At 40.7% G+C, this 20800-nt stretch carries 15 protein-coding genes; 9 read left to right on the top strand and 6 right to left on the bottom strand.

Annotated elements, in window-relative coordinates:
- Positions 1–5 precede the first annotated feature (5 nt).
- Both treF and N523_RS0102770 read left to right on the top strand, forming a co-directional pair.
- Entirely contained in the window at positions 6–1502 is a 1497-nt protein-coding gene (gene treF, locus N523_RS0102775) for an alpha,alpha-trehalase TreF (protein WP_028834215.1), read from the top strand.
- Between the two features lie 103 nt (positions 1503–1605).
- Positions 1606–2295, top strand: coding sequence for a response regulator transcription factor (locus N523_RS0102770; protein WP_013462996.1), 690 nt, complete (start codon positions 1606–1608; stop codon positions 2293–2295).
- A gap of 52 nt (positions 2296–2347) precedes the next feature.
- Here N523_RS0102770 and N523_RS0102765 read toward each other — a convergent pair whose 3' ends face one another.
- From N523_RS0102765 to N523_RS0102750, 4 genes are read right to left on the bottom strand one after another with little or no spacing between them, the layout of a single operon-like run.
- A complete protein-coding gene (locus tag N523_RS0102765) occupies positions 2348–3121 on the bottom strand; it encodes a CsgG/HfaB family protein (RefSeq protein WP_024602690.1) in 774 nt (257 codons plus the stop codon).
- Entirely contained in the window at positions 3121–3543 is a 423-nt protein-coding gene (locus N523_RS0102760) for a curli assembly protein CsgF (protein ID WP_016900115.1), read from the bottom strand. Before N523_RS0102760 ends, N523_RS0102765 begins: the two co-directional genes overlap by 1 nt.
- Positions 3537–3929, bottom strand: a complete 393-nt coding sequence (locus N523_RS0102755; protein ID WP_016900116.1) for a curli production assembly/transport protein CsgE — start codon at positions 3927–3929, stop codon at positions 3537–3539. The genes N523_RS0102760 and N523_RS0102755 overlap by 7 nt, the downstream gene beginning before the upstream one ends.
- Positions 3930–3970: 41 nt before the next feature.
- The gene (locus N523_RS0102750) at positions 3971–5479 is read right to left on the bottom strand and encodes a curlin (protein ID WP_028834214.1); all 1509 of its coding nucleotides are present in this window, start codon (positions 5477–5479) and stop codon (positions 3971–3973) included.
- A 570-nt stretch (positions 5480–6049) separates the two neighbouring features.
- Between N523_RS0102750 and N523_RS0102740 the strand changes: the two genes are divergently transcribed.
- The 4 genes from N523_RS0102740 to N523_RS0102725 all read left to right on the top strand — a co-directional run bounded on the left by N523_RS0102740 (position 6050) and on the right by N523_RS0102725 (position 16324).
- Positions 6050–8557 carry a S8 family serine peptidase gene (locus N523_RS0102740; protein WP_028834213.1) on the top strand — a complete coding sequence of 836 codons (2508 nt, stop codon included), beginning with the start codon at positions 6050–6052 and terminating at the stop codon, positions 8555–8557.
- Positions 8558–8786: 229 nt separating this feature from the next.
- Positions 8787–11957, top strand: coding sequence for a glycosyl hydrolase family 18 protein (locus tag N523_RS0102735; RefSeq protein WP_028834212.1), 3171 nt, complete (start codon positions 8787–8789; stop codon positions 11955–11957).
- A gap of 67 nt (positions 11958–12024) precedes the next feature.
- Entirely contained in the window at positions 12025–13620 is a 1596-nt protein-coding gene (locus N523_RS0102730; RefSeq protein WP_028834211.1) for a lytic polysaccharide monooxygenase, read from the top strand.
- 73 nt (positions 13621–13693) lie between these two features.
- Positions 13694–16324 carry a glycosyl hydrolase family 18 protein gene (locus N523_RS0102725; protein WP_028834210.1) on the top strand — a complete coding sequence of 877 codons (2631 nt, stop codon included), beginning with the start codon at positions 13694–13696 and terminating at the stop codon, positions 16322–16324.
- A gap of 79 nt (positions 16325–16403) precedes the next feature.
- Here the strand turns inward: N523_RS0102725 and N523_RS0102720 are convergent, their stop codons facing one another.
- Positions 16404–16886: a putative 4-hydroxy-4-methyl-2-oxoglutarate aldolase gene (locus tag N523_RS0102720; protein WP_028834209.1), complete on the bottom strand. Its 483-nt coding sequence runs from the start codon at positions 16884–16886 to the stop codon at positions 16404–16406.
- A gap of 321 nt (positions 16887–17207) precedes the next feature.
- Here N523_RS0102720 and N523_RS0102715 point away from each other — a divergent pair, with 321 nt between their 5' ends.
- The gene (locus N523_RS0102715; RefSeq protein ID WP_028834208.1) at positions 17208–18671 is read left to right on the top strand and encodes a carbon starvation CstA family protein; all 1464 of its coding nucleotides are present in this window, start codon (positions 17208–17210) and stop codon (positions 18669–18671) included.
- A 72-nt stretch (positions 18672–18743) separates the two neighbouring features.
- Here N523_RS0102715 and N523_RS0102710 read toward each other — a convergent pair whose 3' ends face one another.
- Positions 18744–19262 (bottom strand): TetR/AcrR family transcriptional regulator, encoded by a 519-nt coding sequence (locus tag N523_RS0102710; RefSeq protein WP_028834207.1) that lies wholly within the window; start codon positions 19260–19262, stop codon positions 18744–18746.
- A gap of 178 nt (positions 19263–19440) precedes the next feature.
- Here N523_RS0102710 and N523_RS0102705 point away from each other — a divergent pair, with 178 nt between their 5' ends.
- A complete protein-coding gene (locus N523_RS0102705; RefSeq protein ID WP_028834206.1) occupies positions 19441–20061 on the top strand; it encodes a glutathione S-transferase in 621 nt (206 codons plus the stop codon).
- A gap of 14 nt (positions 20062–20075) precedes the next feature.
- Entirely contained in the window at positions 20076–20768 is a 693-nt protein-coding gene (locus N523_RS0102700; protein WP_028834205.1) for a cupin domain-containing protein, read from the top strand.
- The last annotated feature ends 32 nt before the right edge of the window (positions 20769–20800 follow it).

Below are 20800 nucleotides of genomic sequence, written 5' to 3'. Positions count from 1 at the left end.
CAGTTATGAGTTTTTTTAATAGCCAATTATTTAAAGATGTACAAACACAGCACATATTTAGCGACTGTAAAACGTTTGCTGATGCAACAGCGCGTGTTGATTGGCAAAGTGCCTGTAAACAGTATGAGCAAATAGCACCCCTTGATAAAACTCAATTAAGAGACTTTGTTGATGCGCATTTTATAACAACACCTTTATTAACAATGAAAGGGGCTGCAAATACCACAAGTGTAAAAGGCTACATAAACTCACTGTGGAGCGGCCTTCGACGTGAAGCCGATACACCCAAAGCTAATTCTTTACTCGCTTTAAAGCACAGCTATATTGTACCTGGTGGACGTTTTCAAGAAATTTATTATTGGGATAGTTACTTTACTGCGCTGGGTTTAATTGATGCAGATAAAAGTGATGTAGTAGAAGACATGCTACAAAACTTCATAGACTTAATTAACGATTACGGCTGCATTCCAAATGGTAACCGCAGTTATTATTTATCGCGTTCACAACCGCCGATTTTAGCGCTGATGGTTGAGCTTTTATGGCAGCACACTCACAGTAAAACACATAATTTAGCTTGGCTTAAATTGTGTGTTGAAGCTTTAAGAAAAGAGCACGCATTTTGGATGCAAGGAGCAGATACACTCGATGATGCGCAAACAAGTGTAAAACGCGTAGTAACAATGCCATGTGGTGGGGTATTAAATCGCTATTGGGATGATGAGGCGGCTCCTCGCGCAGAGTCATTAAGAGAAGACTTAGCGCTTGCATCAGGATTTAGCGATGATAAAAAATCTGAGTTTTATCGTAATATTCGTGCTGCGTGCGAATCTGGGTGGGACTTTAGCTCGCGCTGGTTAGCCGAGTCAAACTTACTAAGCTCAATTCAAACGACAGATATTGTACCCATAGATTTAAATTGCCTACTGTACAATTTAGAAAATCAGCTTAGTGAATGCTTTAAATTGCTTGGTAATGAGCAACAATCACAAACGTACAGCGGCTATGCTGTAAAAAGAAAGTCGCTTATTAATCAATATCTTTGGAGTAATGAGAAGCGTTTTTTTGTTGATTATAATCATAAGCTATCTAAGCCGTCTGCTATTTTAAGTGCAGCGGCAAGTACCCCGCTTTTTGTTAATTTAGCCTCGCAACAGCAAGCTGAACTGGTTGCAAACGTATTGAGCAAGCAGTTTTTAAAAGTAGGTGGTATTGTAACAACGGTTGTTGATACTCCACAACAATGGGACAGCCCGAATGGCTGGGCTCCATTACAATGGTTTGCGGTAAAAGGCTTGCGTAATTATGGTATTGATCAATTAGCTACACGCATAATGAAAAACTGGCTAACAATGGTAGAACAAGATTTTATTGAAAATAAATGCTTGTTGGAGAAATATAACGTATGCACACCGCAACAAAAAGCCAGCGGGGGTGAATATCAAGTACAACAAGGATTTGGTTGGACTAACGGTGTTACATCACGCTTTTATACCCTTTTATAGGGTAACTAAACTCATTGGCTTATACCAAAAGAGCATTGTGTTTTGTAGTTAATTTAGGTAATGTAACGATTGTTGTAAATCTAATGTTTCAAGGATGAGTTATATGTTGCAAAAAAGCTCGGCTTTTATTAAGACAACGCTTCAATCGTCTTTCCATTCTCAAAACTACACAGTTATTTTAAGAACACTTCAAGCCATTTTTGGTGATATAAAAATGGACAGTACTATCCCACATATTGATCAGCGTGGTGCTTATGACATTTTTCTAATTGATGGATCTCAAAATGATTGGCAGGACTTGATCCCAGCAGATTTAATTTGTTTGGCTAAACAGTATAAGGTTGTGCTTTTTAATGTAGAACTAGAGCAAGTATGTGAAAAAAACTTATTACTTAATCATTTTAATGGGGTATTTTATAAATCGGCAGCAGCAGAAGATATATTTAAAGGCTTAGTAAGAATTTCTACTGGTGAGCTTTGGTTTACTCGTAAAGTAATCTCTAAGGCCTTTAATGATATTCTAAGTGTGGCCTCTTCGTTTAGCTCCTTAAGCGAAGATATCACGTTAAATGAAGCTGACTATAAACATTTAACTAAACGAGAAAAGTCGGTTATTCATTTAATAGCACAAGGAGCGAGTAATAATAAAATAGCGGACAAACTAAACATTAGCGACCACACTGTTAAAACTCACCTTTATAGCGCATTTAAAAAAACTAATTCGCGTAATAGAGTTGAATTGGCCAATTGGGCGCAAAGATATATTTCAGTATTATTACCCGTTGAGAGCTAATCGTTATTTGTTTGGCCACATCAATGACGTTGTGGCCATCTGCAAGAGTAGGTTAAGTTGCCTGTTTAGCCCATAAGCCTTTATCAATACCTTTGGTGATAAGATCTGTAAGCGCCTTTTCTATTGCTTGCGTTACGCAAATGCTCATTGGTTCATTATCACTAAAGCCCGCCTCAGCTTCCGCCAGACGTTTATAGCTAACATACCTAAAAAAACCTGCTCGCATTTCTTGGCTCAATACTTTTTTGCTGGTGGCTACTGATAATAGTACCTGGCCAGTTCTTACATCTACGGCACGTAAATAGATTGATATTGCATCTTCACGATATAGCTCTGATGCGCCAATACCAAAATATTCCATTCCTAAGCCACCCGTTTTTACATTGGTGTCGTAACTAATTATACCGCCTTCTAAAATGATTTTCGCAGTGGTTAACGGCGGTAGCTCGCCTTGATTAGGATTAGTCGCTTGTGCCGCTCTAATTATTTTTCTCTCTGTTAAAATATTTTGTAGACCCTCACGTTCAACCGGCGTAAACCAGTCAGACTCATGTAATGCTTGCACTAGAATAGAGTTTGCACCTTGAGTGACGGCCGTTGAAAACGAGCTAACATTAGTTTGTGGCTTATATTGACCAGTTTGATCGCGAAATGAATAAACCGAGACTGGAATGCTGCCCGCAGGTTTAGGTAAGCTTTTTAAATCAGAAAAGACATCTGTTGGCTCTAACGTTACCGCACTTTGTTTTGACGGAGGGATTAAATTACCCATAGTAGAGCAACCACTAAGAGAAAGAGCGATTGTTATTATTATTAATTTATACATTATCCAAACCTCGGTACTTCGATAACCACAACCGAGTCATCAATTACATTTGTTATTCTAACCGTGATAGTGTCGGTTGTACTGGTGATCACTTCTATTTGATAATCACCACTCATAAAAATGGAGTCTTGATTAAAAACACTGTCTTCAATATTTTCCCCAAAAGCCATGTCGGTGATTTCTCTCACCATTCGATTTAAGTATGTCCGCTCTAATGAATCTTGAAACTGCTCTGCATACCCTTTTTCGACAACCGGCGCTTTATGTTTATTTTGTGCTTGTGCCTTACTAAGCAGCATATTGGCATTGAGAGGGTTGCCACCAAAACTCGGGTTAATAGGGGTATAAATAATTTCAGTTGCGGAGACTGAAAAGCTTAAAGTTGTTATTATTGTTAATGCTATTTTTTTCATTGTTACCATCCATTCAATGCCATATCAGGACTCGCTGTTTGCATATTCGATCGCGCCATAGCGTCCATTACAGAGTGCACTGCTTGCTCTACTCGCTCGTCCAAAGGCTCTAACTTTCGTCCCAAATGGGTTGCATAAATAATCTTATGATTCATTATTAAAACTAATTTAGTACCAGCACGGGGTATAACCGTTTCTTTTATTTCTACATTAAAGCCAGCTGTTGAAGGCAGTTCACGCCAATAATTTGAAAATTCACTGTAAAATTGATACCCAAAGCGACTAATACTTTTGTTTAGTAATAATCCATCGATTTCTAAATCAGCACTGGCATTACTCAAAGGAGTAAAAAAAGTTAAAAGTATAAAAAGATAGATATATTGTTTATTTTTCATAGTTAAAATAAGGGAGAGGGTTACTCTCCCCGTCTCATCAATTACATTTGTGTAATTGTTGCTGTATTACCATCACCAAGTTGAGTGACAGAGAATGTACTGTTAAAGCCAATTACGTTACCTTCAACAGTGTTGTAGTTACCGGTTTGAGTAACAGAGAATGAAACGTTTTCACCGCCTAATAAAAACGCTGAATCTCCAGTTCCACCTACCCAGTTACCTTCGCCTTGCTGTGCAATATCAATAGAGTGATTACTGCCCTCTACCATTAAGTCAATAACGTTAATATCACCATTTTGAGCAATATCAATTTGGTTTGCGTTACTATCAAGGATACCCGCTAGTGTAACAATCGCCTCATTTTGATTACCGACTTGATTAACATCAATATCGTTATCGTTTGAAGTGAGAGAAACATCAGGGTATGAAGACTGCACTAAAATTGCGTTTTCATCGCCACCTGATTGGCTAAGATCAACATCGTTACCGCTACCATTAAAGTTAGCTAAATGAACCGAGTTAAAATCACTAACCTGGGTTACTGTAAATTCATTATTTGAACCAATCACACCCATGTATGCTTCATTAGTGTTACCAACTTGCATTGCTGTAAGCTCATTGTTATCGCCCATTAGCTCAGTAGTCGCAAGGTTTTCATCACCAATTTGATTAACTGTTACTTCATTGAATGAACCGTCAAAAAGACCAGACTCAATAGCATTATTCGAACCTTCTTGGTCTAGTTTTATTTCATTATCATTACCAGTAACGGCTGCAAAAGTAATGGTATTGTTATCACCGCTGCTTTGTTCAATAGCTATTTCGTTGTCATCACCAGCAATATCAATAAATGTAATGATGTTACGTGAACCATCTTGGCTAACGTCAATCTCATTTTCGTTACCGCGTAATGAGCCTATTTTAAATTCATTCCAGGTGTCTGTTTGTTCAATTTCAATAATGTTTTCATCGCCTGATAAGCTAAGTACTTCAAATTCTTGCCACATACCAGACTGAGATGAAATAATTTCGTTACCATTACCTCTCATGTCCATGTTGTAAAACCAGTGACCGCCATTTCCTTGTTCAACGTCAATATTATTGTCGCTACCAGTGATAATATTGATTGCTTCATTGTTTTGAAATAACCCTTGGCCGAATTGAGAAACATAAACGCCGTTGTTATCACCCGTTATGCGCGTAATGAAACCATTAGCAACACCATCTTGTGCATAAGTTTGTTGGTTGTTATCACCTGTTGTTTCAACTTCGGCGTAATTACCATTTTGTAATTGAGCTATTTTAACATCGTTGTTGTTACCGATTTCAGTAGCTAGTGCAGTATTGCCATCGCCATCTTGAGAGACTAATGCCGTGTTGTCAGAAAATGATTGCTTAACTGTTACAGCATTCTCAATGCTACTTACAGATACTTTAGCTGCAAGCTCAGAAGTTGAACCTGCTTTTGTTTCTGTGTTTGCGTTTGCTGTAAAGCTGGCGCCCATTGCAATTGCAATTGCACAGCTTAAAAGTGATTTATTCAATTTCATTATTATTCTCCTTGAAAGATAAAATAAAATACCTTGATTATTTATTAAGTTTTAAAAAGGTATTTTCGTTGCAGCATGCCGTGCTGCCATAATGTGTGATTAGCTTTTTATTCTTAAACGTAAAATGCTGTTTTAAATATGAACTAGGGTTTGGTCATTAGTACTTGGTAAGGTGGTTTGCCATTCACTAATTCATAACTGCTCAGTCACTGTATTCTTCAATGAGTTCATTTTGAATCATCTTTTTTAATGGTAATTTAAATTTATAAATTTCAATTACTTACTCGTTTAATTTGTATTTTCTATCTATTTACATAAAAAACCAGTAAAAAATAATGGGTTAATGCTATGTTAAAAATAAGTTATTTAATTCATTAAAATGGCTGCTATTAATGTTTTTTTTACTGTATTTCTAGTTAAAAATAATGGTTTTGTTCCTGATTTTGCTTTTTTTACTTGAGTTAGTGACTGATTACCCGTTTTCTTAACGCTTGCCACGTGATTACTTAAATTCATAAACGTAAATATTTCGCTTAGTAAAGCTAAGTTAACTTAATTACGGATAGAACAATGAAAACAAAATTATCTATTATTACACTTGCACTTTTACCTTGTTTAGCTGCGGCTAAATTGCCTGATGTTAACAGTACAACTCAAAAAGTAACTGCGAGCAGTGACTCGATTATTGTTAAATATAAAAAGAATGCTTCGCCGGAAATGCGTAAGCAAGCTCGTTCGTTAGTAAAAGCCAAAATATCTGATCTAAATAACGATGAAATTGATGATAACTTCACCTCGTTATTTTCTGGCCGCCTCGCAAAATTTAAAATATCAGGAATGAGCGCTAAAGAAGCAATTGAGCGCTTAAAATCGCATCAAGCTATTGAGTATGTTGAGCCTGATTACCGAGTGAGCATAGCAAGCGCAACTAATGACCCTCGTTTTGATGATTTATGGGGCTTAAACAACGAAGGCCAAACTGGTGGCACGGCTGATGCCGATATTGATGCACCAGAAGCATGGTCGATCTCTACAGGTAGTCGTGATGTTGTAGTAGGTGTTATTGATACGGGTGTTGATTATAGTCACCCTGATTTAGCTGCGAACGCGTGGGTAAACAGTGGTGAAATTGCCGGTGATGGTATCGATAATGACGGAAACGGTTACATTGATGACGTTCACGGTATTAATGCAATTACTGATGTTGGTGATCCGATGGATGACGAAGGCCATGGTACACACGTATCGGGTACAATCGGTGCCAGTGGTAACAATGGTGTCGGTGTTGTTGGTGTAAACCATGATGTTTCTATTGTTGGTTGTAAGTTTTTAGCCGCAGATGGTACAGGTTCTACCTCTGGTGCTATTAAGTGTATCGATTACATGGTTGGCCTTAAAAATGCGGGTGTTAATCTGCGTGTGTTAAATAATAGCTGGGGCGGCGGTGGTTTTAGCCAAGCGTTAGCTGATGCGATTACGGCTAGTGAGCAAGCTGATATTTTATTTGTTGCTGCTGCGGGTAACGATGCGGTTGATAACGATCAAAATCCACACTACCCATCTAATTATGAAAACGACAACGTATTATCGATAGCTAGTACTGATAGCAGAGATAATATGTCTAGCTTTTCTCAATGGGGCCTAACAAGTGTTGATATGGGCGCACCTGGCTCAGGTATTTTGTCGACCGTTCCTGGTAATAGCTATGCTACTTATTCAGGTACCTCTATGGCAACACCGCATGTAGCTGGTGCTGCTGCACTTGTACTTTCAGTTAATCCTGATTTAACAACACTAGAGCTTAAAGAATTACTTATGTCTAGTGGTGATGCTAATGCGGCATTAAATGGTAAAACGGTTGCAGGTACACGTCTAAATGTTAACCAAGCGCTAATTGATGCTGATCCAACTCCAGGCTTTAAATTATCTGTATCGCCGGTTTCTCAGCAAGCGACTGTAGGTGATACGGTTACTTATACCTTTACGATTGGCTCAATTGCACAATGGGAAGGTGACGTTTCACTGGCTTTAGCTTCAGATCTTACCGATGCATCACTAAGCGCAACTACCGCTCGTCCGGGCGATGAAGTTGTTCTAACAGTTGCAACTAACAGCGATACTCAGTGGGGAAATTACGACTTTACTGTTACCGCAACATCAGACGAGCAAGTTAAAGAACAAACTGTTAGCTTAATGCTTCAACCTGCTGGTTTAAATGACTTTACTTACAGCAGTGATGAAAACATCGCTATTCCAGATAATTCTCCAGAGGGCGCAAGCTCGGTTATTACGGTTGCTGATGATTTAACTATTTTTGGCACCACTGCTGATGTGGATATTACGCATACTTGGTCTGGTGACTTAGTACTTACGCTTATTTCAGCGCAAGGTACAGAAGTAACTTTACAAAGCAATGAAGGTGGCAGTGCAGACGATATTGTTAAGTCATTTACATCAAGCGTATTTAATTCTGAAGTGGCAACCGGAGATTGGACACTTCATGTTGAAGATACAGCTGGTGCAGATACGGGTAATATCAATGGTTGGTCACTTACATTTAGCGCTATTGGTGAGGTAAGCCCACAACCACCACAAGCTGGCTTTAGTGTTTCAGCACAAGGTTTAACTGCTACATTTGTAGATACAAGTCGTGATGTAAATGATGACATTTCACAGTGGAGCTGGAACTTTGGTGATGGTTCAACATCAACAAACCCAAATCCTACACATGTTTACGCTCAGTCAGGAAGTTATGAGGTTGAATTAACCGTAACGGATAGTGAAAATAACTCAGATACATTCACTCAAACAGTGGTTGTTAGTGATGTTGAAATTGAATTGAGCTTAAAACGCGCTAACAAGTCACGTCTTGATACTATGCGTGTTGAGTTAAACTGGGCAGAAGTAGGGGCTGAGTCACTTAGCCTATACCGAAATGGCGAACTAGTAGATACCGTATCAGATAATGGCCGTTACCGTGATTATGTGCGTAACGCAACATTACCGGCATACGACTATCAGTTATGCGTATCTGAAAACGTATGTTCGAATATTATTACGGTTTCATTTTCTGAATAAAACGTTTACCCCTTAGACATTCAAAGCCCAGCAATGCTGGGCTTTTTTATGGAATATCCCTTCTTAATTTTATAGTAATAAATAATTAGTTAATTTTATAATGTAACTATTTTGTATTTATTTTGTTTGTTATTTGTGCATTATTTTCTTGATATTTACGATATCCATGTTAAGTTTGTACCTGAAAGGTAAAAAATAATGAGTATAAACATCGTTAATGGAGGAGCCAATGAGCTCACGTAAAATAATAACAAATGCCTTTAATCTAAGTGCTTTATCGTTAAGTTTTCTTAGTTTAAATGTACACGCGTCTATTGATTGCAGTGCGTTAGAACAGTGGCAAATAGGCCAGACACACGTTACTGGAGATCAAGTGCAAGCGCAAAGCACAGCGTATGAAGCTAGCTGGTGGACGCAAGCCAATCCAGTGGAGAATGCTGGTGATTATAAAGATTGGAAAATTTTGGGTTTATGTGACAACGCTGTCATTGATAATGAAATTCCAGTAATTACCGAGTTAATGCCTGCAGACGGTTTTCAACTAACCGATAAAGACAGCGTTGTCATATCGGCGAAAGCAATTGATAACGATGGAGAGGTAACCACCGTTGAGTTTTTTGTTGATGGTATTTTTCTAGCTGCAGATACTTCATCACCTTACAGCGTTGATTGGCAAGCTGTGGCGGGTTCTCATCAAATAAGTGCAATTGCAATGGATGATCAAGGTGCGCAGTCATTACAAATCATCAATACCTTAACAGTTGCAGATGACGTTACTAATCCTGTTAATCAAGTACCCGTTGCATCAATTTCATTGAGTACCTTACCTGAACAGCTAATTGTGGGTTCACAAGTTGTGTTTGAGCTTTCAGGTAGCGATAGCGATGGTGAGATCACCGCGCTTAATTTTGCTATAAATGGTGATGATACTCATCAAGCGACATCAGCAACTAGTCAGTATACATGGCAGGCTACAGCTCTTGGGCAAGCCAGCTTTACACTTACAGTGACTGATAACGAAGGGGCTACAGCACAAACCACAAAAAACCTAAATGTTGTTGACTCTGCAGCGCCCGGCAGTGGTGTAACTGATTGTCAACCACAAGGGTTATATCAAACCCCCGGTGTTAATACGCCTTATTGTACTGTGTATGATGCTGATGGTCGTGAAGTTATGGGAGCTGACCACCCGCGTCGTGTCATTGGTTATTTTACTAGTTGGCGAAATGGTGCTAATGACCAACCAAGTTATCTAGTTAATGATATTCCATGGGATAAAATTACTCATATTAATTATGCCTTTGCGCATGTTGATGCCAATAATAAAGTATCTATTGGCGATCCTAATTCAGCAAATAATCCTGCTACAAACATGGAATGGCCAGGCGTTATTGGCGCTGAAATGGATCCTGAGTTTGCATACAAAGGACACTTTAATCTTTTAAATAAATACAAAAAACAACACCCACACGTTAAAACCTTGGTATCGGTAGGTGGCTGGGCTGAAACGGGGGGGTATTTTGATGAAACCGGCCGCGTTGAAAGTGGTGGCTTTTATACCATGACCACCCATGCTGATGGCTCAGTCAATTATGAAGGTATTAATGCATTTGCAAAAAGCACCGTTGATTTTATTGAAAAATATGGATTTGACGGCGTTGATATTGATTATGAATACCCATCTTCAATGAACGACTCAGGTCACCCCGATGATTTTCCTATATCCAACGCGCGCCGTGCAGGATTGAATGCCTCATACCAAGTGCTAATGAAAAAAGTACGTGAAGAGCTAGACCGTGCAGGTGAAGCAGCAGGTAAGCACTATTTACTCACTATTGCGTCTCCATCTTCTGGTTATTTATTACGAGGTATGGAAACCTTTCAAGCGGTTAAATATCTGGATTATGTAAACATTATGTCTTACGACTTACATGGCGCATGGAACTCACATGTAGGGCACAATGCTGCCTTATTTGACACCGGTTTAGACTCAGAACTGACACAATGGAACGTCTACGGCACTAATGAATTTGAAGGGATTGGTTACTTAAACACCGATTGGGCGGTTCGTTATTTCCGAGGGGCAATGGCTGCCGGTCGAATCAATATCGGTATTCCTTATTATACTCGAGGTTTTAAAGATGTGTCGGGCGGAACTAATGGTCTATGGGGTCAATCGGCTTTACCAAACCAAGCTGATTGTGCCACAGGTACAGGGGTTGGTGAAAAGAACAAGTGTGGTAATGGTGCATTAGGTATTGATAACCTTTGGCACGATAAGAACGACGCAGGTCAAGAAATGCCCGCCGGTTCAAATCCTTTATGGCACGCTAAAAATCTCGAAAATGGTATTGTTGGCTCTTACCTCGAAGTGTATGGCTTAACCCCCGATACCGATGCTGACGATCGCTTAACAGGTTCTTACACACGTTATTACGACAGTGTTGCCGTCGCACCTTGGCTTTGGAATGCCGATAAAAAAGTATTTCTGTCGATAGAAGATGAAGAGTCGATGGCCTCTAAAGTTGATTATGTTATTAACAACGGCCTTGGCGGTATCATGTTCTGGGAGCTTGCTGGTGATTTTGATTACGACTCAGCAAAAGGCGAGTACTTCATGGGGTCAACGCTTACTTCACTTGCATACGATAAGTTTAATCAAAGCGGTGTTGCATATGATGTACATGGCGGAAATCCAAACTTTACAGTGCCTGCTGAAGCTGTAGATATCACATTTGAAGCCAAAGACTTCCCTGTCGGTGATGATAACTACCCAATCAGCCCAACATTTGCGTTTACCAATAACTCAAGCCTTGATTTAAGCGGTGCAAAAATTTCATTTGATGTACCGGTATCAACCTCCGCTATTTTTAAATCCAACTGGAATGCACAAGAAAAACTGGGCATGGCAGTAGAAGTAAATGGCTCGAACGCAGCGGGTAATAATATTGGCGGTTTTGAGAACGAGTTCCACCGTTTCTCAATCACACTGAACAATGAATGGGGCGGTCAACCAAAAGACTTTAGCGCTGGTGCAACTGTGAATGCACAAGTGATGTACTACATGCCAATCACTGGGCCTAGCAACTTTACCATTGAAAAAGATGGAAAAACTTACGCATTCAAAGCTGAATACCCAATGCTACCAGGCGCAACACCGGGTGATGGCACGGGCAATCCAGATAACGGTGGCGGTGACCCTGTAGGTACGTGTGAAGGAGTTGATATAGCCACGATTCCTGTTTATCCAAATTTCCCTCAAACAGACTGGGCGGGCAACCCAAGTCATGCTGCTGGCGGCGATCTAATGGTGCATAACAACGCAGTTTATAAAGCCAAGTGGTGGACAACCTCTGAGCCGGGTGCAACAGCAGATTGGACCCTAAGTTGTAGCCTGTAATTTTCAAAAACAATGAGGGGTAGGCCTGAGCTTGCCCCATGTATTGAGTCTTAGAAAGGATAAAATAATGGCATCAATTAAACTTAACACACTATCGCTATCTGCAATCGCAGGTGGCTTGCTACTGAGTATGCTAGCACCGCAAGTACAAGCACATGGTTATATGGATAGTCCTAAAGCACGCCAAGCATTTTGCCAAGATGATGGCGGATACTGGTGGCCAGAAGATGGCACAAATATTCCTAACCTTGCTTGTCGATCAGCATATCTAGAATCCGGCACGGTGCAGTTTGTGCAAGCGATTGAATTTTCTGTTAATACTCCTGACTATTTAAATCAAACCGCAGTTGAGGCCAGTGTACCAAACGGCACTTTATGTGCTGGTGGCGATACAGCCAAACGCGGTATGGATTTACCATCACCACATTGGCAACGTAGTGACGTAGTGCCCAATGCTAATGGTGAAATTCAAGTTCGTTACCTTGCATCAACGCCACATAATCCCAGCTTTTGGCAGTTTTACTTAACTAAGCCAACTTTTAATGCCGCTACTGATGTATTGAACTGGCAAGACTTAGAGCTAGTTCAGGAGCATCAAAATGTTGACGTGATTAAAGACACCGATGGTGAGCGTTATTATCAAATGAGTGTGGCTATTCCACAAGGACGCAACGGTGATGCCATTTTGTACAGCCGCTGGCAACGAAACGATGTTGTGGGTGAAGGCTTTTATAACTGTAGTGATATAAATATTGTAAACGACGCTGCTCCAACCAATCCGAATGCGTGGGCAAGCCTTGGGTACTTTGTACGTCAAGGGCAAAATGCCATTGCAGGCGACACTGTATGGGCTCGCTTATTTGATGAATCTGGCCAAGAGGTGATTAATCAACAACTTAAAATCAATGCCGATAATCAAGCAAATTGGCAGCAAGTGTTGGCGTCACAACTTAACCTTGATTATGCGCATTTAGTGCAGATTGGTGTGCAAAATCAAGTTGGTGATGTTGTATTTAACAGCGCTGATGTACTAACAAACCAAGTCTATGGCAGCAATCCAAATTACACTTATACATTAAGCGTGCAGGGCACCCCTGATAATACAGCGCCTACTGTTAGTAAGCCAGAAAACCTAGTAGTTGATGAAAACACCACCACGGCTGTGCATTTACATGCGTTTGATGATGAGCAAAATGCGTTAATTTATACTTGGTCAGTACCGGCACCACTGAGTTTTACCGGTAGCGATGCCAATATCAACTTAATTTCACCTGAAGTTTCAACACCTACAGATTATACCGTTGTGGTATCTGTTTCTGATGGCCAATTAACGACCCAAACCGAGTTTGTTGTCACCGTTAATGACAGCGTTATCAATGATCCTGCTATAGCGCCTTGGAGCACTACTGAGGTTTATCAAGCAACAGATAAAGTGAGTTTTCAAGAGCGTGTTTACTTAGCTAAATGGTGGAATCAAGGTCAGCAGCCCGATAGTTCAAGTGCGTGGGAGCTTGTTGAGGGGGGTACTAATCCAGCAGCATGGAGTATTAAAAAAGCCTATCAAGCGGGCGCAGAAATAATCTATCAAGGACAGCGCTATCGCGCTAATTGGTGGACTCAAGGCGATACGCCAGGACAAGCCGATGTATGGAAAACACTGTAACTAAAAGCCTAAGTTTTGTAGTTCAAACTTATTAAACCAAAATAATCACATTAAAAATAGATAAGAGAGAAATATGAATATTAAACAATTAACCGCAGCTATGGGTGTTGCACTATTTGCCGGTTCTGTATCGGCAGCGCCTTCTACACCAAGTATTAATTGGGAGCCACAGCAATATTCGTTTGTTGAGGTAGACCTTGAGGGAAACGGCTCTTACAAACAGCTGGTTACCCGTGTTGAGCAAGTTAATATCAACATTGAATGGAGTGCGTGGAGCGGTGATGGCGGCGATAGCTATAAAGTGTACTTTGATGACATGCTAGTAAATGAGGGCACGCTTGCTGCTGGTTCTAAAAGTGGCACTATTTCATTTCCTTATGATAAAGCAGGCCGCCATACAATGTATGTTGAACTATGTGAAGGCGGCACGACCTGTGCGAGAAGTGCGGGTAAGCCAATTGTAATTGCTGACACTGACGGCGGACATTTAGCACCATTACCTATGGATGTTGACCCAAATAACCGTGATATTGGCGTTAAGCAAAATTTAGTGACGGGCGCTTACTTTGTTGAGTGGGGGATCTATGGCCGTGATTACGATGTAACGAATATGCCAGCACAAAACCTGAGTCATATTTTGTATGGCTTCATTCCAATTTGTGGGGAAAATGCGTCGTTAACTGGCGGTCCTAAGCGCGCACTGGAAACAGCCTGTGCAGGCTCTGCAGATTACGAAGTGGTTATTCACGACCCATGGGCCGCAGTACAAAAAGCATTGCCAGGGGTTGATGCTAAAGATCCCATTCGTGGTACTTACTCGCAGTTAATGGCACTAAAACAGCGTTACCCAGATATTAAAATTTTACCATCAGTAGGTGGTTGGACGTTATCAGACCCATTTGGTGGCTTTACCAATAAAGCAAACCGCGACACCTTTGTTGCCTCAATGGAAGAGTTTTTAAGAACCTGGAAATTTTATGACGGTGTAGATATTGACTGGGAATTCCCAGGTGGTGACGGCCCCAATCCTGATATTGGCGATCCAATTAACGATGGCCCAGCCTATGTGGCGCTTATGCAAGAGCTGCGCGCTATGCTTGATAAACTAGAAGCAGAAACGGGTCGTACTTACGAGTTAACCTCAGCCATTGGTGCTGGTTACGATAAAATTGAAGATGTAGATTATCAAGCCGCAAGCCAGTACATGGATTACATTTTTGCCATGACCTATGACTTTTATGGCGCATGGAGTAACGTAACCGGTCATCAAACTGCACTTTACTGTGGCGAGCATATGAGTGTTGGTCAATGTAATGGCACTGGGCTTGATGAAAATGGCGAACCTCGTAAAGGCCCTGCTTATACCACCGATAATGCAGTACAGCTGTTACTTGCGCAAAATGTACCATCGAAAAAAATCGTCGTCGGCACAGCCATGTATGGCCGTGGTTGGGAAGGTGTTTACCCGCAAAATGCAGCAATTGATGGTAACCCAATGACCGCCCCTGGTAATGGCCCGTTAAAAGGCTCTACGGCACAAGGCGTATGGGAAGATGGTGTTATTGATTACAAAGGCGTTAAAGCCAATATGATTGGTGCGGCGGGCACCGGTATTAATGGTTTTGAAGTGGGTTATGATGAGCAAGCGCAAGCCGCTTATGTATGGAATCGCTCAACCGGTAAACTAATTACTTATGATAGCCGTAAGTCAGTACTGGCCAAGGGTGCGTATGTTAATCAGTATAATTTAGGTGGTTTATTTGCATGGGAAATAGATGCTGATAATGGTGATATTCTAAATGCTATGCATGATGGTTTAGGAGGGGTAGTTGCGCCGCCAAGTAATAAAAAACCGGTTGTTTCAGTGTCTTCATCTGTGTCTGTTAATTCAGGAGAGAGCATCACAGTAACGGCTTCTGCAACCGATGCAGATAACGATTCACTGAGCTTTAGCTGGAGTGCTGATAGCGCGCTAGTAGTATCTGGACAAAATACATCATCACTGGTTATTACCGCGCCAACAGTAACTGCAGATACACAGTATGTTGCAACCGTTGCAGTATCAGATGGTCAAGCAACAGTAAATCGTGATGTTGTTGTTAATGTTATTGCGCCAACATCAGGCGGCGAAAATACAGCACCGAGTGTTAATGCAATTGCTAATGTTAGTGTTGAAGAAGGCGCATCAGCAAGTGTTGCTGTAGTTGCAAACGATGCACAAAACGATGCGCTTACATATACGTGGACAGTACCAACAGGCTTAACGTTAGTGGGCAGCGGTGCAAATGTAAGTATTGAGGCAGGCGCTGTAGATACAGATACAAACTTCACTGTTTCAGTTGCAGTCAGTGATGGCGAATTAACTACAACACAAAGCTTTAGCGTAACAGTGACAAATGGTGATACTACCACTCCACCAACAGGAGATTGGGATGCGAGTGTTGCATACGTTGGTGGCGATGTCGTCATTTATAACGGCGTTGAATATAAAGCAAAGTGGTGGACTCAAGGCGAGCGTCCTGATTTAGGTGGTGCGTGGGAGGCAACAACACAGCCTACAGATGGTACGGGTGTCGAAGTTTGGCAGCCAACGGCTATTTATAACAGTGGTGATGAAGTTTCTTATCAAGGTAATAAGTACCAAGCTAAATGGTGGACTCAAGGGAACGAGCCAGGCGTAACCGATGTATGGTTAGCACTTTAATGTAAAACCTTATTGTTTGATTTTATAAAAAGCAGCTTTCGAGCTGCTTTTTTTTATCGCGAACAGTCACTTTGATTGTTCAAAACAAGGCTTTATTACTAATAATTAATCCATTGACATCAGCATACACCCAATCACCGGTATTAATTGTGGTGTTTAACATATTAACCGGGTGATCTTTGGCACCTAAACCGCGCTTAGTGGTGCAGCGCGGCGTAGCGCCTAGCGCCATCACGGGTAAATCAAGCGTGGCAAGAATTTCAATATCGCGGCAGCAACCATTAATAATAATGCCTTGCCAGCCATTTTTTAGGGCTCGCTCTGCAATCATATCGCCAATGAAGGCAAAACGCTTACTGGCAAAACCATCAACAACTAACACTTTGCCGTCACCATTTTCATGTAATATTTTACCAGCAAACGAGTTATCGTCTGGGCAGGTGACGGTCACTACTTGACCATAAAAGAGAGTTTTATTACCAAAGTGTTGCAAGCCACTGTCAGCGACTTGCACATGGTCGCGATGTTCATCGTATAAATCGGGCGTAGTAAACTGTGTCATTGAGGGCATCCTGTAGGCCAACGGCAGTACATTAAAAGTAGTAATAATGTTTATCGTAGGCTAATTAATCATTCAGGTGTAGCTATTGTTGTAAATTGGCGTATAGATTTTAGTCGCAATATAAGCACTTTTAACGTTTTTTTATAAGTAACTTATGCTGTTACTTAGTTTTATTTTTTTAAATAAATTTGATTTTGCCAGAGCATTAGCCAAACGTCTCATTGTTGCGTGCTTTTTCATATGCTACGTTCAATTGTTATTTTAAAATTTGGGCTGCAATACTTGGCCCTATACACACATACAAAAAGAGAAGCGTGCTTTATGATCATCTTTTTTATTTGCCTAACTATTTTAATATTAGGCTATAAGTTTTATAGCCCGTTTGTTGAAAAGCAAGCGGGCATGGATTCAACGGTCGACACACCACAAAAACGCTTTAGCGAAGGTGTTGATTACGTTGCAATTCACCCTGTTCGTGCATTTTTGATTCAATTTTTAAATATAGCAGGCGTAGGCCCCATATTTGGCCCAATATTGGGTGCATTATATGGTCCGGTTGCGCTTGTATGGATTGTGCTTGGTAATGTTTTGGGTGGCGCTGTACACGACTTCTTCTCAGGAGTAATGAGTATAAAAGAAGACGGTAAAAGCTTACCGGAAATAGCAGGGCACTACTACAACGTTGTATTTAAAGGCTTTATGCTTATTTTTACTGCGATGCTACTATTTTTTGTTGGTGTTGTATTTATTATGAGCCCGGCAGGATTATTAAGTAACCTTGATATATTTAAGGATACAATATTTGCAAATAATACCTTTTGGGTTTTGGCCATTTTAGCTTACTACTTTTTAGCCACGTTATTACCCATTGATAAAATCATCACTAAGTTTTACCCTATTTTTGGTTTGTTAATGATTGTAATGACAGTAGCTATTGCGGTATCACTGCTAATAAACGCACCGCATTTACCAGTAGCGGGCGACTTTTTAGCATACTTTGAGGCTGATCACGCTCATGACTTCTTAGCACCAAATCCTGATGGACTGCCCACTTGGCCGCTGCTATTTATAACCATTACCTGTGGTGCTATTAGTGGTTTTCACTCAACGCAAGCACCTATTATTGCCCGTTGTTTAACCAACGAAAAATACGTACGCCCAGTTTATTATGGTGCGATGATGTGTGAAGGCATTGTAGGTTGTGTATGGGCATTAGCGGGTATTGCTGCCTTCCCTGAAGGCTATGCGGGTTTAAAAGCTATGCTTGATTTAGGCGGTCCAGGTTTAGTGGTTAACCATATTGCAAACAGCTACTTAGGTGTATTTGGCGGTATTATGGCAATTATTGCTGTTGCTGTTTTCCCTATTACCTCAGGCGATACGGCGTTTCGTTCACTGCGCTTGACCGTGGTTGATGCGTTTAGTATTTCGCAAAGTTTACGTAATCGTTTATTGCTAGCAATCCCTATTTTAACCATTGCCTACTTTATGACTAAGCTCGATTTCTCTGTGATTTGGCGCTACTTCGCATTCTCAAATATGCTGCTTTCTACCAGTGTGTTGTGGCTTGCGACCAAGTACTTATTTGACCGTGGTACATTCCACTGGATCACTAGTATACCAGCAGTAATCGCTACAGCAGTGACCTTGTCATACATAATGACCGCGGCAATAGGGTTAAACTTATCAAGTGATTTAGGTAAACCGATTGGTGCAGCGGTGGCTGTTATAGGGTTTATTGTATTAGCTGTTGTGCATTCAAAGCATAAAGTGCGTACGGCTTAATAAATCGTAATCTCAAAAATGTAAAAGCGAGCCTTATGAAGGCTCGCTTTTTTTATACTTGATCACCAATCGCTAAAAAGTGGCTTGTTCGAAGTAGCTGATATCATCTAGGGTTTTACTAATCATCATCGCACCCTCTAATAAGCTCACTGTTTGTATTGCCGCGCGAGCAGGGTTTTCTTCACCATTCACAGCGTGTGCTTGGGTTAACCAGGCTAAATTTTTATTAAAAAACCGCTGAACTTCAACCCGCACTTTATCAGGTAGGCTGTCGCTTTCTGCGCCGAGCAAGCCACATAAACACATTTTTTTATCAATCACCAGTGCATTTCTAAATAACTGAGTGTAAATATCAATAGGGTTTTTACCGTTTGCTTTGTGTGCCTCTGGTTCACCAAGTACAGCGATAAAGGCATCGGTATATTGATGCGCAAGCTCTGCACCTAAATCAGCTTTAGTTGGAAAGTGATAATGTACACTGGCACTTTTAATACCAATTTCATTGGCCAACTCTCTAAAGCTAAAATTGCTATAGCCACCAAGTCTAACTTTGTTTTCTGCTGCTTTTAACAGGGCTGCTTTTTTTGTCATTTTAAACTTCCTTCATATCGCTGCAAAAAATTATCAACCAGTAGGTAGTTATTTTCAAGCTCTTTTATTTTTAGTTTGCAAAGGTCGAGATCTTAATATAAATTACCTACCAGTAGGTAGGTAATTTATTCTTGCCAGTATTAGCTCAAACTGTGATTAAAAATATAAAGAGATAATTATGAAAATTTATGATGTAGAAAACTTTCCTAATCCATTACGTGTCCGTATTGCGCTTGCTGAAAAAAAGGCGACTGATAAAGTAGAGTTTGTTGCTGTCGATTTATTAAATGGTGAGCACCGTACTGAGGCTTTTTTAGCTAAAAACCCCTTAGCAGGCGTACCTGTTTTAGAGCTAGATGATGGAACGTTCATCGCAGAATGCACCGCGATTACTGAATATATTGATACCGCTTTTGCTGGCCCTTCATTAACAGGTGTTGAGGCAAAAGAACGCGCGGTGATTAATATGATGCAAAAGCGTGCGGAGTCAATGGTTCTTGATGCTGTCGCTACTTACTTTCATCATGCAACGGATGGTTTAGGCCCAGCGCTTGAAACCTATCAAAATGTTGCTTGGGGAGAAAAGCAAGGTGAAAAAGCGCGCCAAGGCTTTGTTTATTTTAATAGCGTATTAGCTAACTCTGCTTATGTTGCTGGTGAGAATTTCAGTGTTGCAGATATTACTTTGTACGCCGGTCTGGTGTTTGCAGGCTTTGCAAAAATAGCTATTCCTAGTGAGCTATCACATTTAATAGCATGGCAAGAAAAGGTCGCTCAGCGTCCAAGTATTGCCGCTTAGATATGGAGTCAAATATGAAAATTGCAGCTGATTTTAGCGAACGTGTTGTTGTACATAGCGAATCGTTAGAATGGATAGCCTCACCGATGGCGGGTGTTGATAGGCGTCCACTTGATAGAGTGGGCAATGAGGTTGCACGCGCAACCAGCATTGTACGTTATGCGCCAAACAGCCATTTTTCTGCCCATACACATACCGGCGGTGAAGAATTTATTGTGCTTGAAGGTGTTTTTCAAGATGAACATGGTGATTTCCCCAAGGGCTCTTATATTCGTAATCCGCCTGAGTCAAAACATACACCAAGCTCTGAAAACGGGTGCGTGATATTTGTGAAATTATGGCAGTTTCAGCCAGAGGATAGAGAGCATGTTCGCTTGCAAACTAATACCATGTGCAGCGTTCCTCACCCTGAGTTTAGTAATGTAAATGTAGTTTCTCTTTATAAAGATGCCTTTGAAGAGGTGAGTATTTTAGCATTTGCACCTAACAGTGAAATATCGTTAAACGCCTTAGGTGGGGGCGAGCTTTTAGTTCTTGAAGGCTCGCTTGAAGAGCAAGGCGATACATTAGTACAGCACAGCTGGTTAAGAGTGCCGCCTAACAGCGAAATTAAAGCAACAGCAGGTAGTGAAGGAGCCAGAGTGTGGCTTAAAATCGGTCATTTAACAGATGTTGAAAATCAAATAGCACGGCTTAAAAATGCATAATTAAGCATTTAATTAAAATGGGCACAATAAAA

It is taken from the genome of Pseudoalteromonas sp. 23_GOM-1509m (genome assembly GCF_000518425.1).
GTDB classification, from domain to species: Bacteria; Pseudomonadota; Gammaproteobacteria; order Enterobacterales; family Alteromonadaceae; genus Pseudoalteromonas; species Pseudoalteromonas tetraodonis.
Note: the sequence above shows the minus strand (reverse complement) of the source record. Positions and strands in the feature narration are given on the sequence as shown.

Bases quoted from the DNA above. Each gene is read 5' to 3' on its own strand.
- treF (WP_028834215.1), top strand. From the start codon at position 6: ATGAGTTTTTTTAATAGCCAATTATTTAAAGATGTACAAACACAGCAC.
- N523_RS0102740 (WP_028834213.1), top strand. From the start codon at position 6,050: ATGAAAACAAAATTATCTATTATTACACTTGCACTTTTACCTTGTTTA.
- N523_RS0102710 (WP_028834207.1), bottom strand. From the start codon at position 19,262: ATGACAAAAAAAGCAGCCCTGTTAAAAGCAGCAGAAAACAAAGTTAGA.
- N523_RS0102765 (WP_024602690.1), bottom strand. From the start codon at position 3,121: ATGTATAAATTAATAATAATAACAATCGCTCTTTCTCTTAGTGGTTGC.
- N523_RS0102755 (WP_016900116.1), bottom strand. From the start codon at position 3,929: ATGAAAAATAAACAATATATCTATCTTTTTATACTTTTAACTTTTTTT.
- N523_RS0102750 (WP_028834214.1), bottom strand. From the start codon at position 5,479: ATGAAATTGAATAAATCACTTTTAAGCTGTGCAATTGCAATTGCAATG.
- N523_RS0102725 (WP_028834210.1), top strand. From the start codon at position 13,694: ATGAATATTAAACAATTAACCGCAGCTATGGGTGTTGCACTATTTGCC.
- N523_RS0102715 (WP_028834208.1), top strand. From the start codon at position 17,208: ATGATCATCTTTTTTATTTGCCTAACTATTTTAATATTAGGCTATAAG.
- N523_RS0102735 (WP_028834212.1), top strand. From the start codon at position 8,787: ATGAGCTCACGTAAAATAATAACAAATGCCTTTAATCTAAGTGCTTTA.
- N523_RS0102760 (WP_016900115.1), bottom strand. From the start codon at position 3,543: ATGGTAACAATGAAAAAAATAGCATTAACAATAATAACAACTTTAAGC.
- N523_RS0102730 (WP_028834211.1), top strand. From the start codon at position 12,025: ATGGCATCAATTAAACTTAACACACTATCGCTATCTGCAATCGCAGGT.
- N523_RS0102720 (WP_028834209.1), bottom strand. From the start codon at position 16,886: ATGACACAGTTTACTACGCCCGATTTATACGATGAACATCGCGACCAT.
- N523_RS0102700 (WP_028834205.1), top strand. From the start codon at position 20,076: ATGAAAATTGCAGCTGATTTTAGCGAACGTGTTGTTGTACATAGCGAA.
- N523_RS0102705 (WP_028834206.1), top strand. From the start codon at position 19,441: ATGAAAATTTATGATGTAGAAAACTTTCCTAATCCATTACGTGTCCGT.
- N523_RS0102770 (WP_013462996.1), top strand. From the start codon at position 1,606: ATGTTGCAAAAAAGCTCGGCTTTTATTAAGACAACGCTTCAATCGTCT.